We start from the raw sequence: 21,620 nt of genomic DNA on the forward strand, positions 1-21,620 counted from the left end.
GCATTATCCAATACGAATGATCGGGAGGAAAACAAAGTGAAAGAAACGGTGGAAATCGGCACGCGCGTAGAGATGTTCGTGGACGACTGGCTGATCGAGGATATGCGGGGACTGTCCCTTAAGCTTCACCAGCCGGTGAAGCGCGAAGTCGTTCTGGTTCTCGACAAACCGTGGGAAGGCAAGTTTTGCTGTTATTTTACGGTGATGCAGGAAAAGGACCGCATTCGCCTCTATTACCGAGGTAACTGCTTCCACGATGACGACGATACGCAGGTCGCTTGTTATGCCGAAAGCCGGGACGGCGTTCATTTTGAGCGGCCCGATCTCGGACTGTGCGAATTCGGAGGTTCCAGAGCAAACAATATTATGCTGACGGGCATGGATGCACACAACTTCGCACCGTTTCTCGACGCAAATCCCGACGCTCCTCCGCAGCAAAAGTACAAAGCCGTCGCCGGCTTCGGCCCCAAGGGACAATCGGTGTACTTGAACCAAGGGTATTTGATCGGGTATTACTCTGCGGACGGGATTCACTGGAGGAAATGGGAGGAGCCGATTATCCGGGACGGCGGCTTCGATTCTTTGAACGTTGCATTCTGGGATAAGGTTCGCGGGGAATACCGCTGCTATTCGCGATCGTTCACGGCGGATAAAATCCGTGTGATCCAGAGTGCCACGTCAGCCGATTTCCTACACTGGGGCGGCCATGAACCGAACCGCTATGCGGAGAACGTTCCGCTGGAGCAGTTTTATACGAACGCCACGCTGCCGTGTCCGGGTGCGGAGCATACGTACCTCTCCTTCCCCATGCGGATCGATTTCGAACGCAAAAAGGTGCGGGAACATCTGTACGACGGCGTTTCCGATGCCGTATTCATGAGCAGCCGGGACGGGAGGAACTGGGACCGCCGGTTCATGGAAGCCTGGGCAAGGCCCGGCGGCGACATCCGCAACTGGACCGACCGCAACTCGATGACCGCTTGGGGTATCGTCGAAACCGCTCCTGACGAGTTCTCCATGTATATCAGCGAGCATTACCGCTGGAACGACAACCGGCTTCGCCGTTTGACCGTCCGCAAGCACGGATTTGCTTCCGTCAACGCGAATTATGGCGGCGGCGAAATGGTCACGCGACCGCTTGTTTTTTCCGGCAGCCGTCTGCTTCTCAATTACGCTACTTCCGCGGTCGGGTCGATCCGGGTCGAAGTGCAGGATGCGTCCGGCAAGCCGCTTGAAGGCTTCGCCTTGGAGGATATGGACGACATGTTCGGGGACGAGATTTCCGGAGAGGTCAATTGGAACAAAGGAAACCGGTTGGAGGAGGTGAAAGGCCGGGTTGTGAGATTCCGCTTTGTCATGAAAGACGCGGATCTATATGCCATGCAGACTAGCGATTGATCTTCCGTTCGGAAGGACGCCAAGGAACGCCGGCAGAGGATAAGCATGGGAATGATTTGAAAGAAGGAGGATTTGCACGATGCGAAAGCTCATGAGGTGGAAAGGCGTCTTGCTCGTGGCTGTATTGTTCATGGGGATGGTACCCGAAACCGGTTTGGCCGCCGGTCCCCAAGTCGACGATCCAACTATTCCCGATGTCATCATCGAGTCACCGCAAAATACCGAATGCGTTCCATGGGATAAAGATAAAAGCCGGCCGGAGAATGAAACCGTCGTCTGCCCTTGGTTCCCTTCCATGGTGAAATTGGCGAACGGCGACCTGTATCTCGCTAATTATGAATCGATCAGCCATTCCCACAGCGGAGTCATCGTAGCCCGGCGCAGTACGGACGACGGGCTGACATGGTCGAGTCCGACCGTCATCGTGGACGATACGGTCGACGATCGGGAGCCCAACCTTCTCGTTCTCCGGAATGGCAATATGCTTATGTCCTACTATGATTACGTCCCTTCCCGAATCAATCGCCGTAGGGTGTATGTCAGAATGTCGACGGATAACGGCGCGACCTGGGGCCCCCCCGCGATTCCTCCGACGCTTGCTTACGATAATATAAGAGGGCAAGCCGCCGCGAGCGGAGAACCGGTCGAGCTGAATAATGGCGATATTCTGCTGCCCATTTACGTTATCCGGTCCCATGACGGCAACCTAGGTAAATGGGGCACTCACGTGCTGCGGAGCCGCGACGGCGGACATACGTGGCTGAAGGAGGATGAACGCGTCGTGATGTGGGACGGCGTGGGCGGCACGACCGATTATACGGAGCCCGCACTGGCCGACCTCGGCAACGGCCATATCATGATGGTCGCCCGGACAGCCAGGCCGGTAGGCGATCCGAATGCGGATATCGCAAAGATCAGCCACTCCTACGATTACGGCGAAACATGGACAACGCCGGTTGACGAACCCTCCCTGAAGCCGCATGGCCCCCATATACTGAAGCTGAAGGGCGGCAGCCATTTTCTGACTTACGGCGACCGTTCGAACGTTTGGGGACAGGGGAGGCCGGTTGTCGGCCGGATGTACTTGGATACCAAAGGGTGGTCCTATACCGAGAGCAAGCTAATCTACAACACTTCCGGCGTTTTCTTCGACATGGCTTACCCGACCAGCGTGGAATTGGATGACGGCCGCATTTTCACCGTGTACTACGACCGGTGGCGGGGCATTCTTGCCGGCACTTATACCCGGCCAACCCCTTACAAGCTTGATTTATGGAAAATGTTCTTGAACGGCAAGGCGACTTATCAGACCGATCTGACGCACACGGCTTCAAGCAGGCCGATGATGCAGCCTTGGGCGCCTTTGGACGGCAATATTTCTTACTGGAACGGCGCGACGGCAAACGCTGCCGCACCGCCCGCTAAATATTGGCAGGTTACGTTCGATCAAGCGTATCCCGTAACGGATATCGGCGTCGTGCTGAAGCCCGGTTACAAGGAATCGGCGACGGTGTCCGTGTCCACTTACGGAACCGGAGACTGGCAAACGGTTAAGACTTACACAATGAAGCAGACCGACGACTACGATTGGACGGCGCTGCGGCCCGAGCAGGATGTCAAGCAAGTGCGGGTCGATATTACCGACACGTCGGGCAACGGGGATGCGATGTTCAATGACCTGGCGATAAAGGTAGCGCCTACTACCTTCGAGCGTTCCCGGTCGCTCAAGATGGACCTCTGGCAAATGATGCGAACGGGCCGGGCAGCGATCGGAGGCAGCATGAACTATCTCGATCCGACTACCGCCAACCCCGGGCTCAACCCGCTTGGCCCGATCGACGGAAAGGCGAACTACTTGTATGCCGCCACCGCAAGCTGCAGTCCGACCTGCGCCGGAACCTGGCAGGTGTCGCTCGATCAGGCGTACGCGGTAAATAAAGTCGGCTTGATGCTGAAGCCCGGTTATTCGGAATCGGCCGTAGTCGAGACTTCCGCCGACGGAGTCGCGTGGAACGCCGTTGCCAGTCTTACCATGGCCAATACGGCGGCGGTTCAGTACTTCACCTTTCCTGAAACATCCGCCAAATTCGTAAGGGTAACCGTGACCGCAGTCAGCAGCGGCTGGCCGCTGCTCGCGGAGTTCGAACTTTTTACGGCTACCCCCATGATCCAGCCTTAGCCGTACATCAAGTAGGGCAGTATCCGATTCGACGGACACTGCCCTTTTTCATTTTATACATTCTTCATGCAATAAGAACGCTCAGTTGCTCCCCCACGCGGCAATCAACGCATTCACATCATTCGCCAACGCCTGTTTAGCTGTCGGTTCGATAAGGAACTGCATGTTCGGATGGTTCCAATGATCCATAAAATCACCCATATGCTTGATCTCCTATGCCGTTCTCCCCTATTTACTGCTCGACAACATCCGGGCATCTCTGAGCAAGTAATCGGCGGCATCGCCGGAGATGTGCTTCCCGGCCAACGCTTCGATTTGATTGATAAAACTGCCGATGCTGCCATGTTCCAGCTTCTGCTGCAGGCTGTTCTCGATACCTTTGTTATCAATCCATCCGCTTTCCGCGAAACGGGCAACAAGCGCCTTTAACGAAGCGATGCTTGCAGCGGTTTGAAACGTCACCGTCTTGGTTACGCTGTTCCCCGCCTTGTCGGCCGCCGTTAACGTCAACGTATGCGAACCAAGCGGCAGCTCATACAGCGCAACTGTCTCTCCCCGCTCCAGCGAGCGACCGTCCAGCGTCCCAGCCATCATGGCATCATCGACGCCGGACATATCGTCCGTCACCTCAAACTGCAGCGTCAAATCTTCCGCATCGTTGTAGGTTTGCCCTTCAAGAAAAGAAGAGGATATTATCGGGGCGGATACGTCCACGGCAAAGCTAACCGTCTTCATGACCTCCGTATTCCCGAGCAAATCTGCGGATCGATAGCCAAGGGTATAGTCACCGCTCCGATCAAACGCAATCGGCGCAGTATAGACTACCCAGTTGACGCCCCCATCCAGGCTGTATTCGGTCTTCGATACCCCGGACCGGTTTTCTTGCGCCGATAAACGAACGGTTACCGGCTGCATATACCAGCTATTCTGACCATCCGGCTGTTCAGGTGAAACGGCAGCGGTTGTACTGGGAGCTGCCGCGCACAAACAGTCATACACGTTTACCTCGCGGATGGATGTGAACGCAGACGCTGTATTCCCATGCCCCCGGAGTCGAACGAATCGGGCAGCACGTTCCGGGAAGCTATAGAACTCTTCGTTCTCAGTCGTACCGCTGCTATACCCCGACCAAACATTACTCCATGTTGATCCGTCCTCGGATACATCGATATCGAACGAGTACTTCCGCTGGTGGCCCAAATACCAGGCAATCGAGACTTGATTCACCATATGGACGCTGCCGAGATCGTATTTGGAGAAATTTTCACCGTTTACAGCCCAGTACGTATTTAGCGAATCATCGTATAAATGCGTAATCGGAAATGCCGACGAACTATCGGATGTAACGGAACGGTAACTGAGCAGGCTGGTATTTTCCAACTTAATCACGTAGTCCACCTCCGCAGTGCCGTCCGCCGACGTCACGTGAAGACGCAGTTCCCGTTCGGGCTGGCCTGACGTGACAACCGTTACCTTCGCGTTTCGGTCGCTTGGAATGCCCGCAACCGGAGCAATCTCCCGTTTCCATGTTTTCGGTATCGAGTATGAATGCGTATTCGGGCTAAATTCTTGCAACGGATTACCGTTCACGAATATTTGGGAAAGCGTCGCATCAGCGCCGGAAGGTTTGGCAGCCGGACCGGTCGTAACCGAATCGTCGGACAAATCGAGACTTACAGCTTTGTCCCCTACTTCAAACCTCCATATATTGCCGTTTTCCGTAAATTTAACGTTCGCCGGAACGTGCTGTCCATCCGAGAAGGTGAAAGCAACGGCATTGCGCCATTTTGTTTGGCCGCTGGTCTGAAACCGCAACGCCAGCTTGTCGGCAGGCGTATTGTAATAGTCGTAAACGGGAACCTTCTCCGCGGATACACTAGTTCCGGGCGATGACGTTAACGGCATCACGTTGAAGTTCGTCTTCAAGCCAGGTATCCAGAAACTGCCGTCTGCAAGTGAATATGCTTGCTGCTTCTCTGGGTAAAATCTAAGTTCCAGCTGTTTCGGCTGTTCCGTCTCAATATCGTCTACGACGATCAGAATGTCCGGCTTGACATAAAGCAAATGCCGTTTATACGTTTTCAATGTTGAAGCGGACGGATAAGCTTGCGCCGCATCTCCGATCATATGGCTGTATTCCGACGTTGAAACGGCCTTGAGAATTCGGGGCTCCGCTTTTACGCTTTGCGGTTCAGCCGCGGCGAACCACAGTTTTCCTTCGCCCAACTGCCCTTTGCCGTCTATAAGCAGCGTATTTTGGTTCGACGTATATTTGTAGTTGTATCCGTCGTCCCGGATTAACCAATCGCCGTTCCCGTACCAAACAAAATGGTTCGCATCGGGGTGAGCGTGTCCCCCTCCCCAATCGTCGAGCGAGTCATTCTCGTGTAAGGCCTTATGCCCGATATAGGGGCCGCTTTTGAAAGCGATGACAGATTCATTGCCTGACCAGTCCGAGCGATCCATTACGATTCCCATATCCTCGAAATGCCGCATAGTCGGCAATTGGCTTAGCGGTATTTCCTCCACTTCCGGGTCATACCAAAGTATCCCCATCCATTCCGAGATTGGATTGCTTACACCGCTCTGTGCGGATACTCTTGCCATCCACTGCGCATAGCCGTTCTTGTATTCACTTGCCAGTACGCGAAGCAAATAGTCCGGTCCGTTAAAATTAAACCTGTCTTCGTCAGCGAAATTGATATGATTGTCTTGATTCCACCAGCTATTGACCGGAAGCGACAAATAAATTTGGTAGTAGGCCGCATTCTTAACCCATTCTGTCGAGAACTTATCTGCGCCTAAAAACTTTCTTGACAGATCCAAATATTTCAATAACGCTTCCAGACCGTACTGCGCGTATCCGTAACCTTCCTGACTAGCCCCGTCTGGGCCAAGCAGCCCGGTCGTACGAAGTAAAAGCCCCTGACCGGCCTTCAGCCAGGCTTCGACTTCCGGCGCTTCGTCGTAGACTGCCAACCCGGCAGCAAGCAGTCCCGTAAGCGCAATCCAATTATGATTTTGCAAATATTGCCGGTTCCAGTGCCAACTATCCGGACGGGTCGCCGCTTTATACATGTCGTTTCCCCGGCTTAGCAGCGTCTCCCGCAACTTTTTCCTTGTGGAATCGTCCAAATCGTTATACAGCCAGTCGTAGACAAGCGCCACGCTATAAAGCATATGGCCGCCCGACAGATCGGTATTTTGCGCAGGTGGCCGCCCCCATGTCGGATAATTGCAAGCCGCTAGCGCCCAAGCTTTCGCCGCATTGAAATACTTGCTGTCACCGGTTAGTAGGTAGGCATATGCCGCATTGATCATCGTAAAAGAAACGTCCCTCTGCCATAGCTCTTCAACCGACGGATCCACATAGTAAACCGGCGGAGCCACGCTGATCTGTTTATCCACTCGAGATTTGAACGCATTCCACAGCTCAGCGTGCGTTCCTCCCGGAACAATCACCGGTTTCAGCGCATCGATCCTTTGCCCGTCGAGGTGGAGCCGCGGATGAATTTGTTTATAAGGCTCTAAAGTAAAAGCCGGGAGACTGACGGTAACGGTAATTTCCGCCGCAGCATATCCTCCGGTGCCATCCGCTGCCGATACGAGAAAGCGGTCTGTTCCGGCAAATTGCGGCTTGGGCGAGTAGGTCCATGTCCCGTCAGGTTGAACCAAAGCCGTTCCGTGTTCAGGGTCCGTCACTTTCCGATAAGTCAATACTTGCGAGTTCTCGCTTATACCCGATATCCGCTGCGTGATCGGAGTGGCGATCGCAGTTATGACCGACATATCGGTCAAGGTAATTCCGGTCATTCGCCCTACGATGAGCGCTTTCGTCTCGCGATAACCTCCCTCGACAGACGAAACGGTAACTGCCGCAACACCTTCTCCGATCGCCGTTGCAATTCCGCCGGATACAATGGCGACAGCGGGATCCGATGAGGACCACGTCAGCCGCTGATCATTCGCATCCGCCGGGATCACGGAGGCGGTTAACGGCACGCTCTGCCCGACATGAAGCGGATTGGGAGCAGGAGCAAGCGTTACTCCGGTGACCGGCTTCCACGGGACGATGCGCAAATCGTCGAACCAGGCCTTCCCCTTTCCTGTGTTCAAAATATTTTCCAGACGCATTCTCACCGTATTCGCCGGAATTTGGAAGATGCCTTCCGCATACGTCCAATCGGTCGTACCGGTCAGTTTGCCGAACGAAATCTCGCTGCCGGTAAGCGTATCGCTGCTGCTCATAAAGTTGATTCTTGCGTAGGCGCCCCCGGCGGTTGATACAACCTGATCCGTCCGGAACCAGCCGCTGAATTTATATATTTCCCCTGGCTTCATGGAGGTCATATCCTGAAACGCGGTTACTTTGCTCGTCTGCTCCGCGCTAATCTGCAGCGACTTGCCGCCCGCGCGGTATACCGTATCGCTTACGGTTACGACAGGAGTGCCGCTGAAGCTGCCGAACACATACGGGATCCATCCGTTCGCGGCACGCCCCGTCCATCCGCCGCTTGGCGCGGACACCATCTCAAAGCTGCCGTTGAGAAGAACATTCTGGTTAACCGTGACGTCAAAAGAAGCGGAATACCCGCTGCTGACAGACGTTGCCGTAATTCGAGCGGTCCCCGGTGCGACCGCTGTCACGATTCCCCCTGCCGCTGTTGCGACTGCAGGATTGGACGAAGACCACATGAGCCGTTTATCCGATGCGCCTGCAGGCAGCACTTCCGCATCGGCCGGAAAACTGTCTCCCGGCAGCAGAACCGTGTTCTTGCTGCGAATCACAACACCCGTTACCGGTACGTATGAAGTTCCTACCGTTACAACAGCGGTCGCCGAAAATCCGCCGTTGGACGTCTTTGCGGTAATATACGCCGTTCCTTGACCAACCCCAAAGACCTCTCCCTCTTTGACTGTCGCAACAGCCGGGTTCGATGTGGACCATACGACTTTTGGATCCGTAGCGTCCGCTGGAGACACTAAGGCATTCAGAAAAGCAAGCTCTCCGACAGCGATGGAGACGACCTCCCGGTCAAGTTCAATTCCCGTGGCCGGCTTCCACGGGACGATGCGCAGATCGTCAAACCAGGCCGTCCCCGTTCCTATGTTCAAAATGTTTTCCAGACGCATTCTCACCGTGTTCGCCGGAATTTGGAAGATGCCTTCCGCATACGTCCAGCCGGTCGTGCCGGTCAGTTTGCCGAATGAAATCTCGCTGCCGGTAATCGTGTCGCTGCTGCTCATGAAGTTGATTCTTGCATAGGCGCCCCCGGCGGTCGATACAACCTGATCCGTCCGGAACCAGCCGCTGAATCTGTACATTTCCCCCGGCTTCACGGAGGTCATATCCTGAAACGCGGTTACTTTGCTCGTCTGCTCGGCGCTGATTTGCAGCGACTTGCCGCCCGCGCGGTATACCGTATCGCTAACGGTTACGACAGGGGTGCCACTGAAGCCGCCGAACACATACGGGATCCATCCGTTTGCGGCATAGCGCGTCCATCCGCCGCTCGGCGCGGACACCGTCTCAAAGCTGCCGTTGACGAGCAAACTGCTTTCAGCCGTCTCGGCACGGGAATCGAACGAATCGATCGGGATGATTGCAACCATAAGCAACACCGCAATCAACAACCGGATGAATGGTTTTTGCCATCGCGTAAACATAGCTTCCCTCCCTCATTCTATTGAGATCATTACCCCTTGATCGCCCCGATCAGCATGCCTTTGATGAAATACCGCTGCAGAAAAGGATAAATGGCCAGAACCGGCAAAATCGCAACAACGACGGTTGCCATTTTTACCGTTTCCGGAGGCAACTGCTGCAGCTCGCTTACCGACACCATCAGCTCCTGGCTGACGCTCGGCGTCTGGATCATGTTTCGCAGCACGACCTGGATCGGATAAAGCGACTTATTGGTCAAGTACATGATGCCGCCAAAGTAAGCATTCCAATGCCCTACCCCGTAAAAAAGCCCGATCGTCGCCATGATCGGCATGGATAGCGGAAGCACGATCCGATAAAGCGTCGAGACGTCGCCGCAGCCGTCTACCTTCGCCGCTTCCTCCACTTCAGACGGAAGCCCTTCGAAATACGTTTTCATGATCAGCATGTTGAACGTGGAGACGAGCCCGGGCACGATCAGCGCCCAAATCGTATTTGTCAGGCCGGTCGCCCGGACGATCAAATAGAGCGGAATCAGTCCTCCGGAAAACAGCATCGTAAAAACGATGCCGAGCAAAATCGCGTTGCGCCCCGGAACCGCCCTCTTGGACAGCGGATAAGCAAGCAGCGTCGTTACAGCCAAGTTGCAGAACGTGCCGAGCAGCGTAACGGTTACCGTAATCTTGAGCGCTTGCGGAATGACGGAACTTCCAAATATCGAGCGATAAGCTTCAAAGGTCATTTTGCCGGGCAGCACGATAAACCCTCCGTTGCGCAGCACCTCCGTATACGGCGTTACCGACATAATGAAGACGTAGTAAAGCGGAAACAGCGTCACAAGCGCGAACAGGGCCAGCACGGCGTAGATGACCGTATCTGCAAGCCGGTCGGATTTCGTTTTATGAATGACGAATGACATGATTGCTTCCTCCCGACCGTTTGCTTACCATATCCCGGAGCCTCCGAGTTTTTTGCCGAGCCGATTCGCGCCGACGACAAGCACAAAACCAACGACCGATTTGAATAAACCCGTAGCCGCCGCAATGCTGAAATTCAGCTCCTCAAGCCCCCGGCGGAACACCCATGTGTCGATAATATCGCCGACTTCGTACACCCTTGCATTGAGGAAAATGTAAATCTGTTCGAAGCCCGCGTCCAAAATATGGCCGATTCGCAAAATGACCAGCAGCAAGAACACATCCTTGATACCCGGAAGCGTAATGTGCCACATTTGCCGCCACCGCCCCGCCCCGTCTACAACTGCGGCTTCGTACAGCTCGTGATTGATCGCCGCCAGCGCGGCCAAATAAATAATCGCGCCGAAGCCCGTGCTTTTCCAAATGTCCGTCACGATTATAAGAGGCCGAAAATAATCGGTGTCGGTAAGCACGTTCAGCGTCCCCCAGCCCGCATCGCGAAACCATGTGCTAATCAACCCGGAGTCGGGTGCGAGAAACGAAAACGCAAGCCCGTACACGATAATCCACGATAGAAAATATGGCCCGTACGTCACCGTCTGTACAGCCCGTTTGAACCATTTGACGCGAATTTCGTTCAGCATGAGCGCCAGCAGCACGTCCGGTATCATATTGAACATAATCCGGTACAAGCTTATAATGAGCGTATTTTTAAGCAGCACGAAAAAATCCGGCGTTTGAAACATCTCGCGGAAATACTTCAGTCCAGCCCACGGGCTGTCCCAAATCCCCTTGATCAAATTGTAGTCCTTGAAGGCGATCAAGAGTCCGCCCATCGGCAAGTAATGATAGACGACATAGTACAGCAGCCCCGGCAGCATCATCGCATAAAACCAGCGAAAGCGGTAAAACCTCCGGTAACTAGGCATACGCAAATACCACCCCGAGCGTTTGGTGCGGATCATTGACAAACCGCTCGTAAACGAAGGAAGCGTCCTCCAGTGGTACTTGGTGCGTGATGAGCTGGGCAACAGCGATACGCCGGCTCGCAAGCAACCGCAAATACTCGGCCATGTTCCGTCCTTCCGTCCACCGGACGAAGCCGATCGGGTAGTCGAATCCTTGCGCCTCGTAGACCGGATCGTATCGGCCTGGGCCGCCCGCCCGCGATATAAGCAGCTGCGCCTCCTTTTGAAACATCAGTTCCCGGGTACACGTCATATCAAGATCGCCGACGATGACCACTTTGCCCCGATCGCGGAGCCACTTGAGGCTCTGATCGATAAGCCAGGTTTCCCGGCCGCTCGCGCAGACGATCACCGCATCGACGCCCGCGCCGCCGGTTTGCAAGCGGATCGCTTCTTCGGTCTCTTCCACGGAAGTGCAGACCGTGATGCTTCCCGTCCCGCGCAGCCTATCGCAGCGCCCCTGAAGCACGTCATATGCGATAACCTGAGCGGATGCGGCATCGGCAAGCTGCGCAACGAGCTGGCCGAGCAGCCCGAGGCCGATGACGACGACATGCTCGCCGAACCGCAAATCCGCCTGCCGCAGCGCATGGACGGCAATCGTCCCGAGCCCGACCGTCGACGCTTCGAGCAGACCGACCCCGTGAGGCACAGGAACCACTAAATGTTTAGGCACCAAAATGTATTCGGCATGCTTCACATACGGGCTCCCGTAACAAGCGACGCGATCGTTCGCCTTAACATGCCGTACTCCGCCGCCGACTTCGGCGACGGTCCCCGCCGCGCTGTAGCCTAGCGATGCAAAGGACGTACCCGCATATTTGAGGCCCGTCATTTCCGTGCCCGCGCTGATTGCCGAAAACGCCGTTTTCACTAGGACGAAGCCCTCTTTCACTTCTTGAACGTTCTCTTCGATAACTAGCGCCTTTCCGTACTGTCCTACAACTGCTCTCATTCTTTTCTCTCTCCTCCGTCCGATCCCGGCAAAAGCAACCTTCACATCCGATTCCGGAAAATTTGCAGCAAGTTCGGTATTCAAAAAAAACAAAACGAAACATAACCGCGGGAGCAGCGGGTAACAAAGGCCGTACGCAAGCTCCTCTTGCAGAGCAAGTTCCGGGCTTTGCTGCCCCGCTCCCGAAGCGGATATCTTTCGCAATCACGACTAGTTGCTTTTATTTGAACGGAACCAGCTTTTTGCCGGTCGCCTCGTTCGTCTGATCGACATAAGCCTGAAATATTTTTTGGCCGTTATATTTCGTCATCAGTTCTTCCCGGTATTTTGGCCAGTTCGATGCGTCCTTGTCGTCGAAAATGACCTTCATCTGCATCTTCGCCATTTCCTTGCGGAAGTCGCCGATGTTCATGCCTTGCGGCGGCGCCGGACTGATCGGAAGACCTTTATGCTTCGGATAGCCGTAAATCGTTTTAAGAATCGACCTGTCGCGATCGGACATGCGGGGATCGATGTATTCGAGCCCGAGAACGTCCGGCGTTACCCGCATAAAAAAGCTGTATAGGCCGTCGAGGAAGTTGCCGTTTTTGGCGATATCCCGCTCGTACGCTTCGGGAATGAGCGTAATTTTTTTGCCGTCCTTTTTGTAGTGCGTTCCCTCGATCCCGTAGTGGGTCAACAGGTAGCCCTCTTCGCTCGCCAGCCAGTCGAGAATGTCGATGACGCGCTGAATTTTCTCCGGATTTTTGTCTGCCACCGCTTTCGGGAACATGAACGGCGCGGCGTTGCCCGGCCCGTTCTCGGAACCGATATACGGGGTATTGAACGGAAAAATCGGCAGCCATTCCGCCTTCGGATTGAGCGCTTTCGTCTTGCTCTGCACGCTATTCGGATCGCTGTCAAGCGCGAAATTGCGGTCGCCGCTCGAGTAAATGACGCCGATTTTGCCCTGAATCGCCTTGTCGATATGAGACGGCGATTTGCCGACAAACCAGTCGGGATCGACGATTCCTTCCTTTATCATATCTTTCACGCCCTGCAGCACCTCTTGCATCTTCGGGCTCGTTACATTGTCGCTGAATTCGTCGCCGGTTATCTGAAAGCTTCCCGCGAGTCCTTGCTGTAGCAATTGCGGGAAATCCATCGGCAATCTGTCGCCGCCGGCAGCCGCGGAGAAGCCGTACGTATCCTTTTTGCCGTTGCCGTCCGGGTCGTCGTTCGTAAACTTGCGCATAGCCTGAAGCAGCTCGTCGTACGTTTTCGGCGGAGTCAAACCGAATTTGTCGAGCCAATCTTTGCGGATGTAATACGAAACCGGCATATTCCGTTCCCAAGGGATCGGGGCGCGGCCGAATACGGCGCCTTTCAGCTGGTAGCTCTTTACTTCGTCCTGCTGAATGACTTTAAAGTAGTTAGGCATCCTCTGCGGCGTCAAATAGGAGCTCAGGTCGGCGACGAGGCCGTCGTTCACATATTTTTGCGATACGCCCGCATCGGCAATGAAAAAGTCGGGCAGATCGCCTCCGGCCAGCATCACGTTCAGCTTGTTGTTGAAATCGGCCCCGTACGTCATATAATCGATTTTTAAGTCCACATTGAATTTCTCTTCGATTTTCTTCTTCACGAAATCGTTCGCGGCCGGCGGCAGCGCCGTCTTGCTGTCAAATACGTAAAGCATGAACTTTAAGCCAAGCTTCTGCGCGTACTTCGTATTGGCCGCTTGCGTTTCTTTCGGACTTTGCGATGGGGGCGCCGACGATGACGGCGAAGACGTGCTTCCTTCCTTTCCTCCGGCAGAGCAAGCGCTTGCAAGTAGCGATATGGCCAGCAGTGCGAAACCGGCAGCCTTCGGTTTGGCGAAAGTAAAATGTTTCACGGAAAAATCCCCTTTTCAGCAAATATGTACACAACATAAGTACAAGAAAAATAAGAAGTGATTCTTACCTACTTCCCCTTGCGACCTCCTGTTCCGCATTAATATGATCCGCATTTTGTTTTCCCTTCCATACAAGAAACGCTTAATCATGTTCATATCTTGTATTTATTATCATGATAACGGATACATTTGAATGTAGTCAATACATGTTTTTCTTTATTTTAAGCTACTTCGTTTCCATATCGTACTTTACTTGTCTTTATCTTTTCAATCAGCAACAACCCGCGCATGACAAACCGTTCATATATCGGTATAATATAACCGTATTGGGCCGCTATTTCTTCGATATTGCACAATAAATATAAACCTGATATGCACAATGATTCATTGGAATATTGCAGAGGTGAATAATATGACCGAAAAACCGAAACGGACGACGTTTCGCAACCGAATGGAAGAAATGGCCGCTTCGCTGCGGGAAGATATTATTACGGGTCGACGAACGGCCGGAGACTATCTGCCCTCGGAATCATCTCTGGCCGAGCAGTTTCAATTAAGCCGCAATTCGATCCGCAAGGCACTCGAGCAGCTTGTTTCCGAAGGATATGTCGAAAAGGTGCCGCGAAAAGGCAACCGAATCGTCGGACCGGACAGGAACAATGTCGTAACGCTGCGCTTCGGCTATTATCCTTCGCTTGTCGAAGAGGCTGACATTCTGACGCTCGTCGATCTTTTTCAGAAAAAATATCCGCATATTGCCGTTGATCCGCTTCCGATGCCGCACTCGCATCAGCATTTGACCATTCGCGACTTTCTGCAAAACGATCTGGTAGACGTGCTGACGGTCAACGTTGACAATTTCACGTTCGTTTTCAACCCTGGCGAACAAGCGCAGATGCTGGAACCATTGGAAGGTACCTACGACTTGTATCCGTATTTAACGAAGCCTTTTATGCACGGTGATGCGACCTACGTGCAGCCGCTCATTTTCTCGCCGATCATTCTGTGCTACAACAAGGATCATTTTGCGGAGAAGGAATTGTCGGAGCCCGACAGTAGCTGGAACTGGGACGATCTGCTTAAAGCGACCAGCTTGCTTGCCGACGGCAAAGAAAGGTTCGGCTTCGGCTTTCACTTGTTTTCCGACAACCGCTGGCCGATTTTCCTTCTCCAAAGCGGCATCAGGCTGGAGCGGGACGAATCGGGAAAGTACGACCTGGCGAACGAAAAGCTGCTCGAAGGTATGCGCCTCAGCAAGAAGGTAATTGAAAACGAGGGAACGTTCCCGTACTTTCTGTGCGAGAACGACACGGAAGCGGAAAAGTTTTTCCTGCAGCGGAAAATTTCTATGGTGATGTCCAGCTATTTTCGTTTGAATATGATCAAAAACGCGGACATCGACTTCGATATCGCAACGCTGCCGCACGGCGAGCAGCCGAGCACATTGCTGATCATCATCGGTCTCGCCATCAGCAAGCAATCGAAGCAAAAGCTGGCAGCCCAAACGTTCATCGACTTTATGTTGTCGTACGAAGCACAGCTGCATATCCGGCTTAGCCGGCTCAGCATTCCGGCGCTTAAAAAAGCTGCCGAATACAAAACTTCGGACAACCCTCCCATGCCTTCGCGGTTTCATCTTTACCGGGAAATTTCCCCGACGTTCCGGCTGCATACCGATCTGAATATCCACTTCACGCAGCTGGACAGGATACGCAAGGAACTCAAGCTATACTGGTCCGATCTGAGCGATCTCGATACCGTCCGCCGCAAGCTGGAAGAGGAACTGTAACGAAAATGACCGATAAACTCCAAAAAACGCCGGATCCGTATCACATCACGGACCGACGTTTTTTTGTTACAGAGCACCCGGAATTTCGTTCTCCGGCCTGATCTCTTTCAATTGATGCAAGCTGTAAAACTCGTAGCCCTGCTTCCGCGCGCCGTCGATAATCCGGCCGAGCGCTTCCGCATTGTCCCGCGAGATCGAGTGCAGCAGCATGACCGCTCCCGGGTGCAGCTGGCTCATCACTTTCTCGTAAGCATATTGGGCGCCTTTCTGGGCGTTAACGTCCCAATCCATATAAGCTAACGACCAGAACACGTTCGTATAACCCATATTTTTGGTTACGGCCAGCGTCCGCTCGCTGAAAATACCGCGAGGAGGGCGAAGAAACGTCATATCCGGCTGCCCGGTAACCCGAAGCGCCGCTTCTTTGACCTTATCCAGCTCTTCCTTGATTTTGGCATCGGAAATGGTCGTCATATCCGGATGGCTCCACGAGTGGTTGCCGATAATATGCCCTTCCGCCGTCATCCGCTTCAACAGCTCCGGCTGCTCCCGCACGAATTGCCCCGTGACGAAGAACGCAGCCGGCACCTTTTTCTCCTTCAAGGTGTCCAAAATACGCGGCGAAAATCCGTTTTCGTAGCCGTTATCGAAGGTCAGGTAGAGCGCTTTGCTGCCCGTATCGCCGAGAAATACCGCGCCATGCTTATCGATAATATCCTTGAAGCCTTCTTCATTGATCGAAGGAAGCTGGCCGTTCCTGCTCTTCTTGAACCCGAAATGGTAAGGCCCCCGATCCTGCGCGGAAACGGTAAAAGCGAGCGCCAGCGACAGAACGAGAACCGGCAACAATACTATCCGCAAACGTTTCAACCTTACATACACTCCTTGCCGCATAGGGTTTGCGCGAGCCGGACGCTCGCTGTCTTGTTGTATTTTTCCACATGAGGCAACGAATTATGTACCGGGCGACGATTCAATTGCGGTATCCCGATATTTCAATCGTTTCGTACGTGGCATACACGCCTGCCGCCGACTTGAATCGGCGATCGTAACGATCCATCACTTCGAGCAACAGTCTTCTGGCTGCGCCGATGCTCTCGCTGCTTTCGCTGTAGCTCGCGCCGACGGCTTTGATCGAACGAAGGAAGCTGCGGCAATCGTCGAAATGCCAGGTTTCGCACCGGGCATGGACGGCAACGTCGCGCATTCCCGCAGCCAGCAGGAACGCTTCCCATTCTCCGGCTTCGCGGAGCGGCAAGCTGTGACGGCGCTGCGGCATTTGCCTTTCGTCCTCGACTTCCCGAAAGAGCGCGTTCAGCTCCCGGAACGTCTGCGGCCCGAAGGTCGACGCAAGGAGACGTCCGCCCGGCCTCAGACAGCCGGCCAATGCTCGAATCGTATCCGAGGGGTGCTTGAACCACTGGAAGGCCGCATTCGAGACGACCAAATCGAATCCGGACGGATCCGGCCACTCCATCGTTTCCGCGTCGCCTGCAATGAAGCGGACACGCGATCCCGGAGCCAGATTCTCTTGTGCCGTGCGAATCATCTGCTCGGCGATATCCACTGCGGTAATCGCCGACTCAGGCGACTTCTCAAGCAGCAGCCGCGTCAGCAAGCCGGTTCCGCAGCCTATTTCGAGGATATCGCTCCAAGGCTTGTCCGATCCTGCTTCAGGGCATATGGCGTAGCCCGCGCTAGGGTTGAATGCCTTCGCCGCAAGCCGCTCCGCCATCCTTTTCTGAACGGAAGCATGCTCTTCATAAACGCCGGATGCCCGGTTGAACTGCTTGGCCACAACCGGATTCAGCATAGACGGTCACGCATCCATTCATAAAAGCGGTCCGGCTCCGTCCAGAAAGGCAGATGGCCGGCATGCTTCCAGCATGTGAACTCGCAGTACGGCATGCTCCCCGCAAGCTGCTCGGCACCTTCGGGCGGGCAAACAACGTCCTCCCCGCCTGTCAGCAAATGGACCGGTATCCGCAGCCGATCCAGAGACGGGTAAATGTCAAATGCGCTTAAATAAGCAAGTCCGGCAATAAGCGCGGCTGGGGAGACGAAACGCTTGTTGGAGGCATCCCTCCACGCATCGAGGAATCCGGCCGCGGACTCCGTATGCGAAAACATACGCCCATCGAAATCTCTAAGCATGTCCTCAGTATCGTGTGCGGTTGCGGATAGCCGGTCACGCTCCAGCCGCTTGACCATCCGATCGACGATCCGCCGGTCCCAGCCGTAAGGACAATCGGCAGACCGGACGAATGCTCCCGTTCCGCCGACGGCAACGACCGCAATGGCTTCGTCCGGATGGCGAAGCGCCAGTTCCAGAGCGACCATAGCTCCGAGCGACCAGCCGATCAGCACGACAGGCTTTCGCTTTAACCGGAGGAAGGCCGCCTCCGCGCTCGCGAAGACATCGCTTGCCGTGTGGCAATCCGTGAAATCGATTATCACGTGCTCATGATCCGGCCAACGCTTCGCCTGAGCTTCCCATACGTTCTTCTCCGCCGACCAGCCCGATAACCATAGAAACGAGCAGTCCCGCTTGATTCCCTTCAAACGAATTCCCTTCTCCTCTCGAATGCTTCGAACGAAGCTTTCCTGCATTCAGATCACCTCCAGCTGTTTGCCGATATCGGCAATCGCCGGCAGCGCCCGCTCCAGATCGGCATCTTCATGGGCCGCCGTTACGGTGAAACGGATGCGGGACGTCCCGCCCGGCACCGTAGGCGGGCGGATGGCGACGGCCATAATGCCGCTCTCGGACAGCATGCGGCTGAACGCGAGCGTTCTCTGTTCATCCCCTACGAGAAGCGGCACGATCGGCGTTTCCGAGCCTCCCGTATCGAAGCCGTATGCACATAAGCCGGCGCGGAATCGGGCGCTTTTCGCCAAGACGTCTTTGCGCAAATCGTCCCTATGCTCTACCAGCTCGAGCGCCTGACGAATGCCCCCGATAACCGCTGGCGGAAGCGCCGTCGAAAAGATGAAGCTTCGGCACGTTTGGATGAGATACCGGATCCACTCCCGGCTTCCTGTCACATACGCCCCGTACACGCCGAACGCTTTGCTGAAAGTACCCATGTGCAGATCCACGCCCCCCTCCAGCCCCAAATGGTGCGCAATCCCTTGTCCATGCGGTCCGTACACGCCGCTCCCGTGCGCTTCGTCAACCATGAGTGCGGCGCCGTATTTTTCTTTCAGCGACACGATATCGCGGAGAGGCGCGATATCGCCGTCCATGCTGAACACCGTATCGGTGACGATCAGCTTGCGTTTGACGCCTTTGCGGTCCGCTTGACGGAGCAGCGACTCCAGATGGTCCATATCCCCGTGCCGGTAGCGAAAATGGTTCGCTCCGCTCAGACGGATGCCGTCCACGATGCTCGCGTGATTGTACCGGTCGCTAAACGCCGCGTCATGCCGTCCGAGCAAGGCCGGCAAAATCCCTACGTTCGCCATATAACCGTTCGCCATCACCAGTGCGGACTCCGCTCCCTTGAACCGGGCAATGCTTCGCTCCAAATCGTCATGCGCCAAATCGCTGCCGACGATCAGGCGAGATGCCGTCGCCCCGGCTCCGCGCTTCGCCGCCGCTCGTTCGGCCTCCATAATCGCCGGGTGTCCTGCCAACCCCAAGTAATTGTTGGAGGATAAGTTCAGTTGCGGGCGGCCTTGATGCATCAGGATGGGACGGGAAGCGTCCTCGATCGTCCGTAGCTCCCGGCGAAGTCCGGCGGACGTCAACTGGTCCATATGTTCCCGTATGGAATGAAGCCAGACGTCACTCACCCGCTTCACTCCCCTCCCTAAGCGGAGATAGATCGACATGACGAGCAAAGGCTGACATCAGTTCCTCCGGACCTTCCCCGCGTTCCAGCCAGGGCAAGGTGCCGAGAACCGGGACGCCGCCGAACGCTTCGATCAGCCGCGCATTGTCCTTCACGCTAACGTCCGCCGCGGCGTCTCCGCTCCGCAAGCCGTTCAGGATGACGCCCGCGGGATGCAGTCCGAGCTGCCGCGCGGCCATTATCGTAAGGACCGTATGATTGACGGTGCCCAGACCCGGCCGCGCGACGATCAGAAGCGGGAATCCGATCGCTTTCGCCATATCCGCCACCGTCCAATCCGCGCCGAGCGGGACCATTAAACCGCCCGCTCCTTCCACCAACAGAAGATCGTATCGTTTGCTCAGCCGTATGGCCTGCTCCACGATACGCTCCGGCCGGATCGCCACGCCTTCTTGCTCCGCCGCCAAGCCTGGCGCAACGGGCTTCCGAAAGCTGTAGCCGACGATATCTTCGATCGGATCGGCGGCGCTCGTTAGCCGTTTCAGCCGCATCCCGTCCCCGTCCGGATCGTCGGCCACATGTCCGCTTTGTACCGGCTTCATCACGCCTGCCCGTAAACCTCTAGCTTGCAGCGCTAGCGAGAGACCGGCCGTCACGACCGTTTTGCCGACCTCCGTATCGGTCGCGGTTATAAAATAGCCTCTCATGCCTCCGTCACCTCTTCGATCGCGCGGGCGATGATGGCGGTCATGTCCTGCAGCTCCGCAAGCGTTGCGGCCAGCGGCGGCAGGAAGGTGATGACATTGCCGAGCGGCCTCGTCAGCAACCCGAGGTCGCGGGCACGGCGGCATACGCGGACGCCCGTCGCCTCCGCCCATTCGTATGGCGTCTTCGCTAGCTTGTCCTTCACGAGCTCGATGCCGATCATGAGCCCGAGCTGCCGGACTTCGCCGACATGGCGAAGCTGTTCCATCCGTTTAAGGTCCGGCGCAAGCTCCGCACTCGCCCGTTGCACGTGCGCGATCAGCCCTTCTTTTTCATACAGGTCCAGGTTGGCGAGCGCGACGGCGCAGCCAAGCTGATTGCCCGTGTACGAATGGCCGTGAAAAAACGTTTTGGCCTCCTCGTAATCCCCGTAGAAGGCGTTATAAATATCGTCCGACGCCAGCGTCGCCGCGACCGGCAAATAGCCGCCGGTCAGCTTCTTCCCGAGCGTCAGCAGATCGGGCTGTACGCCTTCATGCTCGCAGGCGAACATCGTGCCCGTGCGACCGAAGCCGGTCGCCACTTCATCGGCGATCAGCAGCACGCCGTATTCCCGGCATAGCTTCTCGACCCCCGACAAATACCCGGGCGGCGAGATGACGATGCCGCTCGCGCCTTGCACCATCGGCTCGACGACGACGCCCGCGATTTCATCCGCTTTTTGCTCAAGAAGCTCCCGCAGCTCCTTCAGGCAGGCATCCCGGCATTCGTCCGCACTTCCCTCATAGCGGTAGACGTAAGGGAACGGCACTTTCTCCGTCTTAAACAGCAATCGTTCGAACGCGGCATGAAACTGATCGATTCCGCCGACGCTTACCGCACCTACGGTGTCGCCGTGATAAGCGTCCTTCATGCTGACGAACGTCTGTTTCTCCGGACGCCCGCGATGCTTCCAGTACATATAGGCCATCTTGAGCGCGATTTCCACCGCTTCTGCCCCGCTATCCGAATAGAACACCTTTTGAAGTCGCTCGGGCGTCAGCCCCGCCAGCCGTTCGGCCAGCAAAATAGCCGGTACGTTAGCCGCTCCGAGCAGCGTGGAATGCGCGATTTTGCCAAGCTGCAGGGTAATGGCGTCGTTCAGCTCCTTGCGGTTATGCCCGTGCGGATTCAGCCAGACCGAAGCGAACGCGTCGTAATATTCGTTTCCGTTAACGTCGATCAATTTCACGCCGTTTCCCCGCTCGATGATAAGCGGTTCGTCCTGCAAATACGTCTTCATCTGCGTAAAAGGATTCCATAAGTAAGCGCGGTTTTTGTCCAAAAGCTCTTCATAGGTAAACGTCACGCCGATTTCCCCCGATCCGAAACAAA

The 21,620-nt window shown here is 55.3% G+C and carries 15 protein-coding genes; 3 read left to right on the forward strand and 12 right to left on the reverse strand.

Translation table 11 applies throughout. From position 1 onward, the window contains the following. Positions 1-36: 36 nt before the first annotated feature. Both ACKGJP_RS28070 and ACKGJP_RS28075 read left to right on the forward strand, forming a co-directional pair. Positions 37-1,398, forward strand: coding sequence for a hypothetical protein (locus ACKGJP_RS28070; RefSeq protein WP_409342080.1), 1,362 nt, complete (start codon positions 37-39; stop codon positions 1,396-1,398). 79 nt (positions 1,399-1,477) lie between these two features. Then, a complete protein-coding gene (locus ACKGJP_RS28075; protein WP_409342081.1) occupies positions 1,478-3,577 on the forward strand; it encodes an exo-alpha-sialidase in 2,100 nt (699 codons plus the stop codon). An 81-nt stretch (positions 3,578-3,658) separates the two neighbouring features. Here ACKGJP_RS28075 and ACKGJP_RS28080 read toward each other — a convergent pair whose 3' ends face one another. The 6 genes from ACKGJP_RS28080 to ACKGJP_RS28105 all read right to left on the reverse strand — a co-directional run bounded on the left by ACKGJP_RS28080 (position 3,659) and on the right by ACKGJP_RS28105 (position 13,958). After that, positions 3,659-3,778 carry a hypothetical protein gene (locus ACKGJP_RS28080; protein WP_409342082.1) on the reverse strand — a complete coding sequence of 40 codons (120 nt, stop codon included), beginning with the start codon at positions 3,776-3,778 and terminating at the stop codon, positions 3,659-3,661. Positions 3,779-3,805: 27 nt separating this feature from the next. Next, the gene (locus tag ACKGJP_RS28085) at positions 3,806-9,244 is read right to left on the reverse strand and encodes an Ig-like domain-containing protein (RefSeq protein WP_409342083.1); all 5,439 of its coding nucleotides are present in this window, start codon (positions 9,242-9,244) and stop codon (positions 3,806-3,808) included. A gap of 29 nt (positions 9,245-9,273) precedes the next feature. Then, entirely contained in the window at positions 9,274-10,161 is an 888-nt protein-coding gene (locus tag ACKGJP_RS28090) for a carbohydrate ABC transporter permease (RefSeq protein ID WP_409342084.1), read from the reverse strand. Between the two features lie 24 nt (positions 10,162-10,185). Further along, positions 10,186-11,088 (reverse strand): ABC transporter permease, encoded by a 903-nt coding sequence (locus ACKGJP_RS28095; protein WP_409342085.1) that lies wholly within the window; start codon positions 11,086-11,088, stop codon positions 10,186-10,188. After that, a complete protein-coding gene (locus ACKGJP_RS28100) occupies positions 11,081-12,082 on the reverse strand; it encodes a zinc-dependent alcohol dehydrogenase (protein ID WP_409342086.1) in 1,002 nt (333 codons plus the stop codon). Before ACKGJP_RS28100 ends, ACKGJP_RS28095 begins: the two co-directional genes overlap by 8 nt. Positions 12,083-12,302: 220 nt before the next feature. Continuing rightward, positions 12,303-13,958 carry an extracellular solute-binding protein gene (locus tag ACKGJP_RS28105; protein ID WP_409342087.1) on the reverse strand — a complete coding sequence of 552 codons (1,656 nt, stop codon included), beginning with the start codon at positions 13,956-13,958 and terminating at the stop codon, positions 12,303-12,305. 412 nt (positions 13,959-14,370) lie between these two features. Here ACKGJP_RS28105 and ACKGJP_RS28110 point away from each other — a divergent pair, with 412 nt between their 5' ends. Then, complete coding sequence (locus ACKGJP_RS28110; protein ID WP_409342088.1) at positions 14,371-15,747, forward strand: extracellular solute-binding protein; 1,377 nt, start codon at positions 14,371-14,373, stop codon at positions 15,745-15,747. Positions 15,748-15,813: 66 nt separating this feature from the next. Here ACKGJP_RS28110 and pdaA read toward each other — a convergent pair whose 3' ends face one another. From pdaA to bioA, 6 genes are all read right to left on the reverse strand, one after another. Continuing rightward, the gene (gene pdaA, locus ACKGJP_RS28115; RefSeq protein WP_409342089.1) at positions 15,814-16,641 is read right to left on the reverse strand and encodes a delta-lactam-biosynthetic de-N-acetylase; all 828 of its coding nucleotides are present in this window, start codon (positions 16,639-16,641) and stop codon (positions 15,814-15,816) included. 79 nt (positions 16,642-16,720) lie between these two features. Then, positions 16,721-17,560 (reverse strand): malonyl-ACP O-methyltransferase BioC, encoded by an 840-nt coding sequence (gene bioC, locus ACKGJP_RS28120; protein ID WP_409342090.1) that lies wholly within the window; start codon positions 17,558-17,560, stop codon positions 16,721-16,723. After that, complete coding sequence (locus ACKGJP_RS28125) at positions 17,554-18,357, reverse strand: alpha/beta fold hydrolase (RefSeq protein WP_409342091.1); 804 nt, start codon at positions 18,355-18,357, stop codon at positions 17,554-17,556. Before ACKGJP_RS28125 ends, bioC begins: the two co-directional genes overlap by 7 nt. Continuing rightward, positions 18,358-19,542 (reverse strand): 8-amino-7-oxononanoate synthase, encoded by a 1,185-nt coding sequence (bioF, locus tag ACKGJP_RS28130; RefSeq protein WP_409342092.1) that lies wholly within the window; start codon positions 19,540-19,542, stop codon positions 18,358-18,360. Further along, the gene (gene bioD, locus ACKGJP_RS28135) at positions 19,535-20,248 is read right to left on the reverse strand and encodes a dethiobiotin synthase (protein WP_409342093.1); all 714 of its coding nucleotides are present in this window, start codon (positions 20,246-20,248) and stop codon (positions 19,535-19,537) included. The genes bioF and bioD overlap by 8 nt, the downstream gene beginning before the upstream one ends. Then, the gene (gene bioA / locus ACKGJP_RS28140) at positions 20,245-21,600 is read right to left on the reverse strand and encodes an adenosylmethionine--8-amino-7-oxononanoate transaminase (protein WP_409347271.1); all 1,356 of its coding nucleotides are present in this window, start codon (positions 21,598-21,600) and stop codon (positions 20,245-20,247) included. The genes bioD and bioA overlap by 4 nt, the downstream gene beginning before the upstream one ends. Positions 21,601-21,620 lie beyond the last annotated feature (20 nt).

It is taken from the genome of Paenibacillus litoralis (assembly GCF_046244365.1).
Lineage (GTDB): Bacteria > Bacillota > Bacilli > Paenibacillales > NBRC-103111 > Paenibacillus_V.

What these genes read in the sequence shown, in the direction of transcription:
- ACKGJP_RS28075 (WP_409342081.1), top strand. Translation starts at nt 1,478, where the DNA reads ATGCGAAAGCTCATGAGGTGGAAAGGCGTCTTGCTCGTGGCTGTATTG.
- ACKGJP_RS28080 (WP_409342082.1), bottom strand. Translation starts at nt 3,778, where the DNA reads ATGGGTGATTTTATGGATCATTGGAACCATCCGAACATGCAGTTCCTT.
- ACKGJP_RS28085 (WP_409342083.1), bottom strand. Translation starts at nt 9,244, where the DNA reads ATGTTTACGCGATGGCAAAAACCATTCATCCGGTTGTTGATTGCGGTG.
- ACKGJP_RS28090 (WP_409342084.1), bottom strand. Translation starts at nt 10,161, where the DNA reads ATGTCATTCGTCATTCATAAAACGAAATCCGACCGGCTTGCAGATACG.
- ACKGJP_RS28095 (WP_409342085.1), bottom strand. Translation starts at nt 11,088, where the DNA reads ATGCCTAGTTACCGGAGGTTTTACCGCTTTCGCTGGTTTTATGCGATG.
- ACKGJP_RS28100 (WP_409342086.1), bottom strand. Translation starts at nt 12,082, where the DNA reads ATGAGAGCAGTTGTAGGACAGTACGGAAAGGCGCTAGTTATCGAAGAG.
- ACKGJP_RS28110 (WP_409342088.1), top strand. Translation starts at nt 14,371, where the DNA reads ATGACCGAAAAACCGAAACGGACGACGTTTCGCAACCGAATGGAAGAA.
- pdaA (WP_409342089.1), bottom strand. Translation starts at nt 16,641, where the DNA reads ATGCGGCAAGGAGTGTATGTAAGGTTGAAACGTTTGCGGATAGTATTG.
- bioC (WP_409342090.1), bottom strand. Translation starts at nt 17,560, where the DNA reads ATGCTGAATCCGGTTGTGGCCAAGCAGTTCAACCGGGCATCCGGCGTT.
- ACKGJP_RS28125 (WP_409342091.1), bottom strand. Translation starts at nt 18,357, where the DNA reads ATGCAGGAAAGCTTCGTTCGAAGCATTCGAGAGGAGAAGGGAATTCGT.
- bioD (WP_409342093.1), bottom strand. Translation starts at nt 20,248, where the DNA reads ATGAGAGGCTATTTTATAACCGCGACCGATACGGAGGTCGGCAAAACG.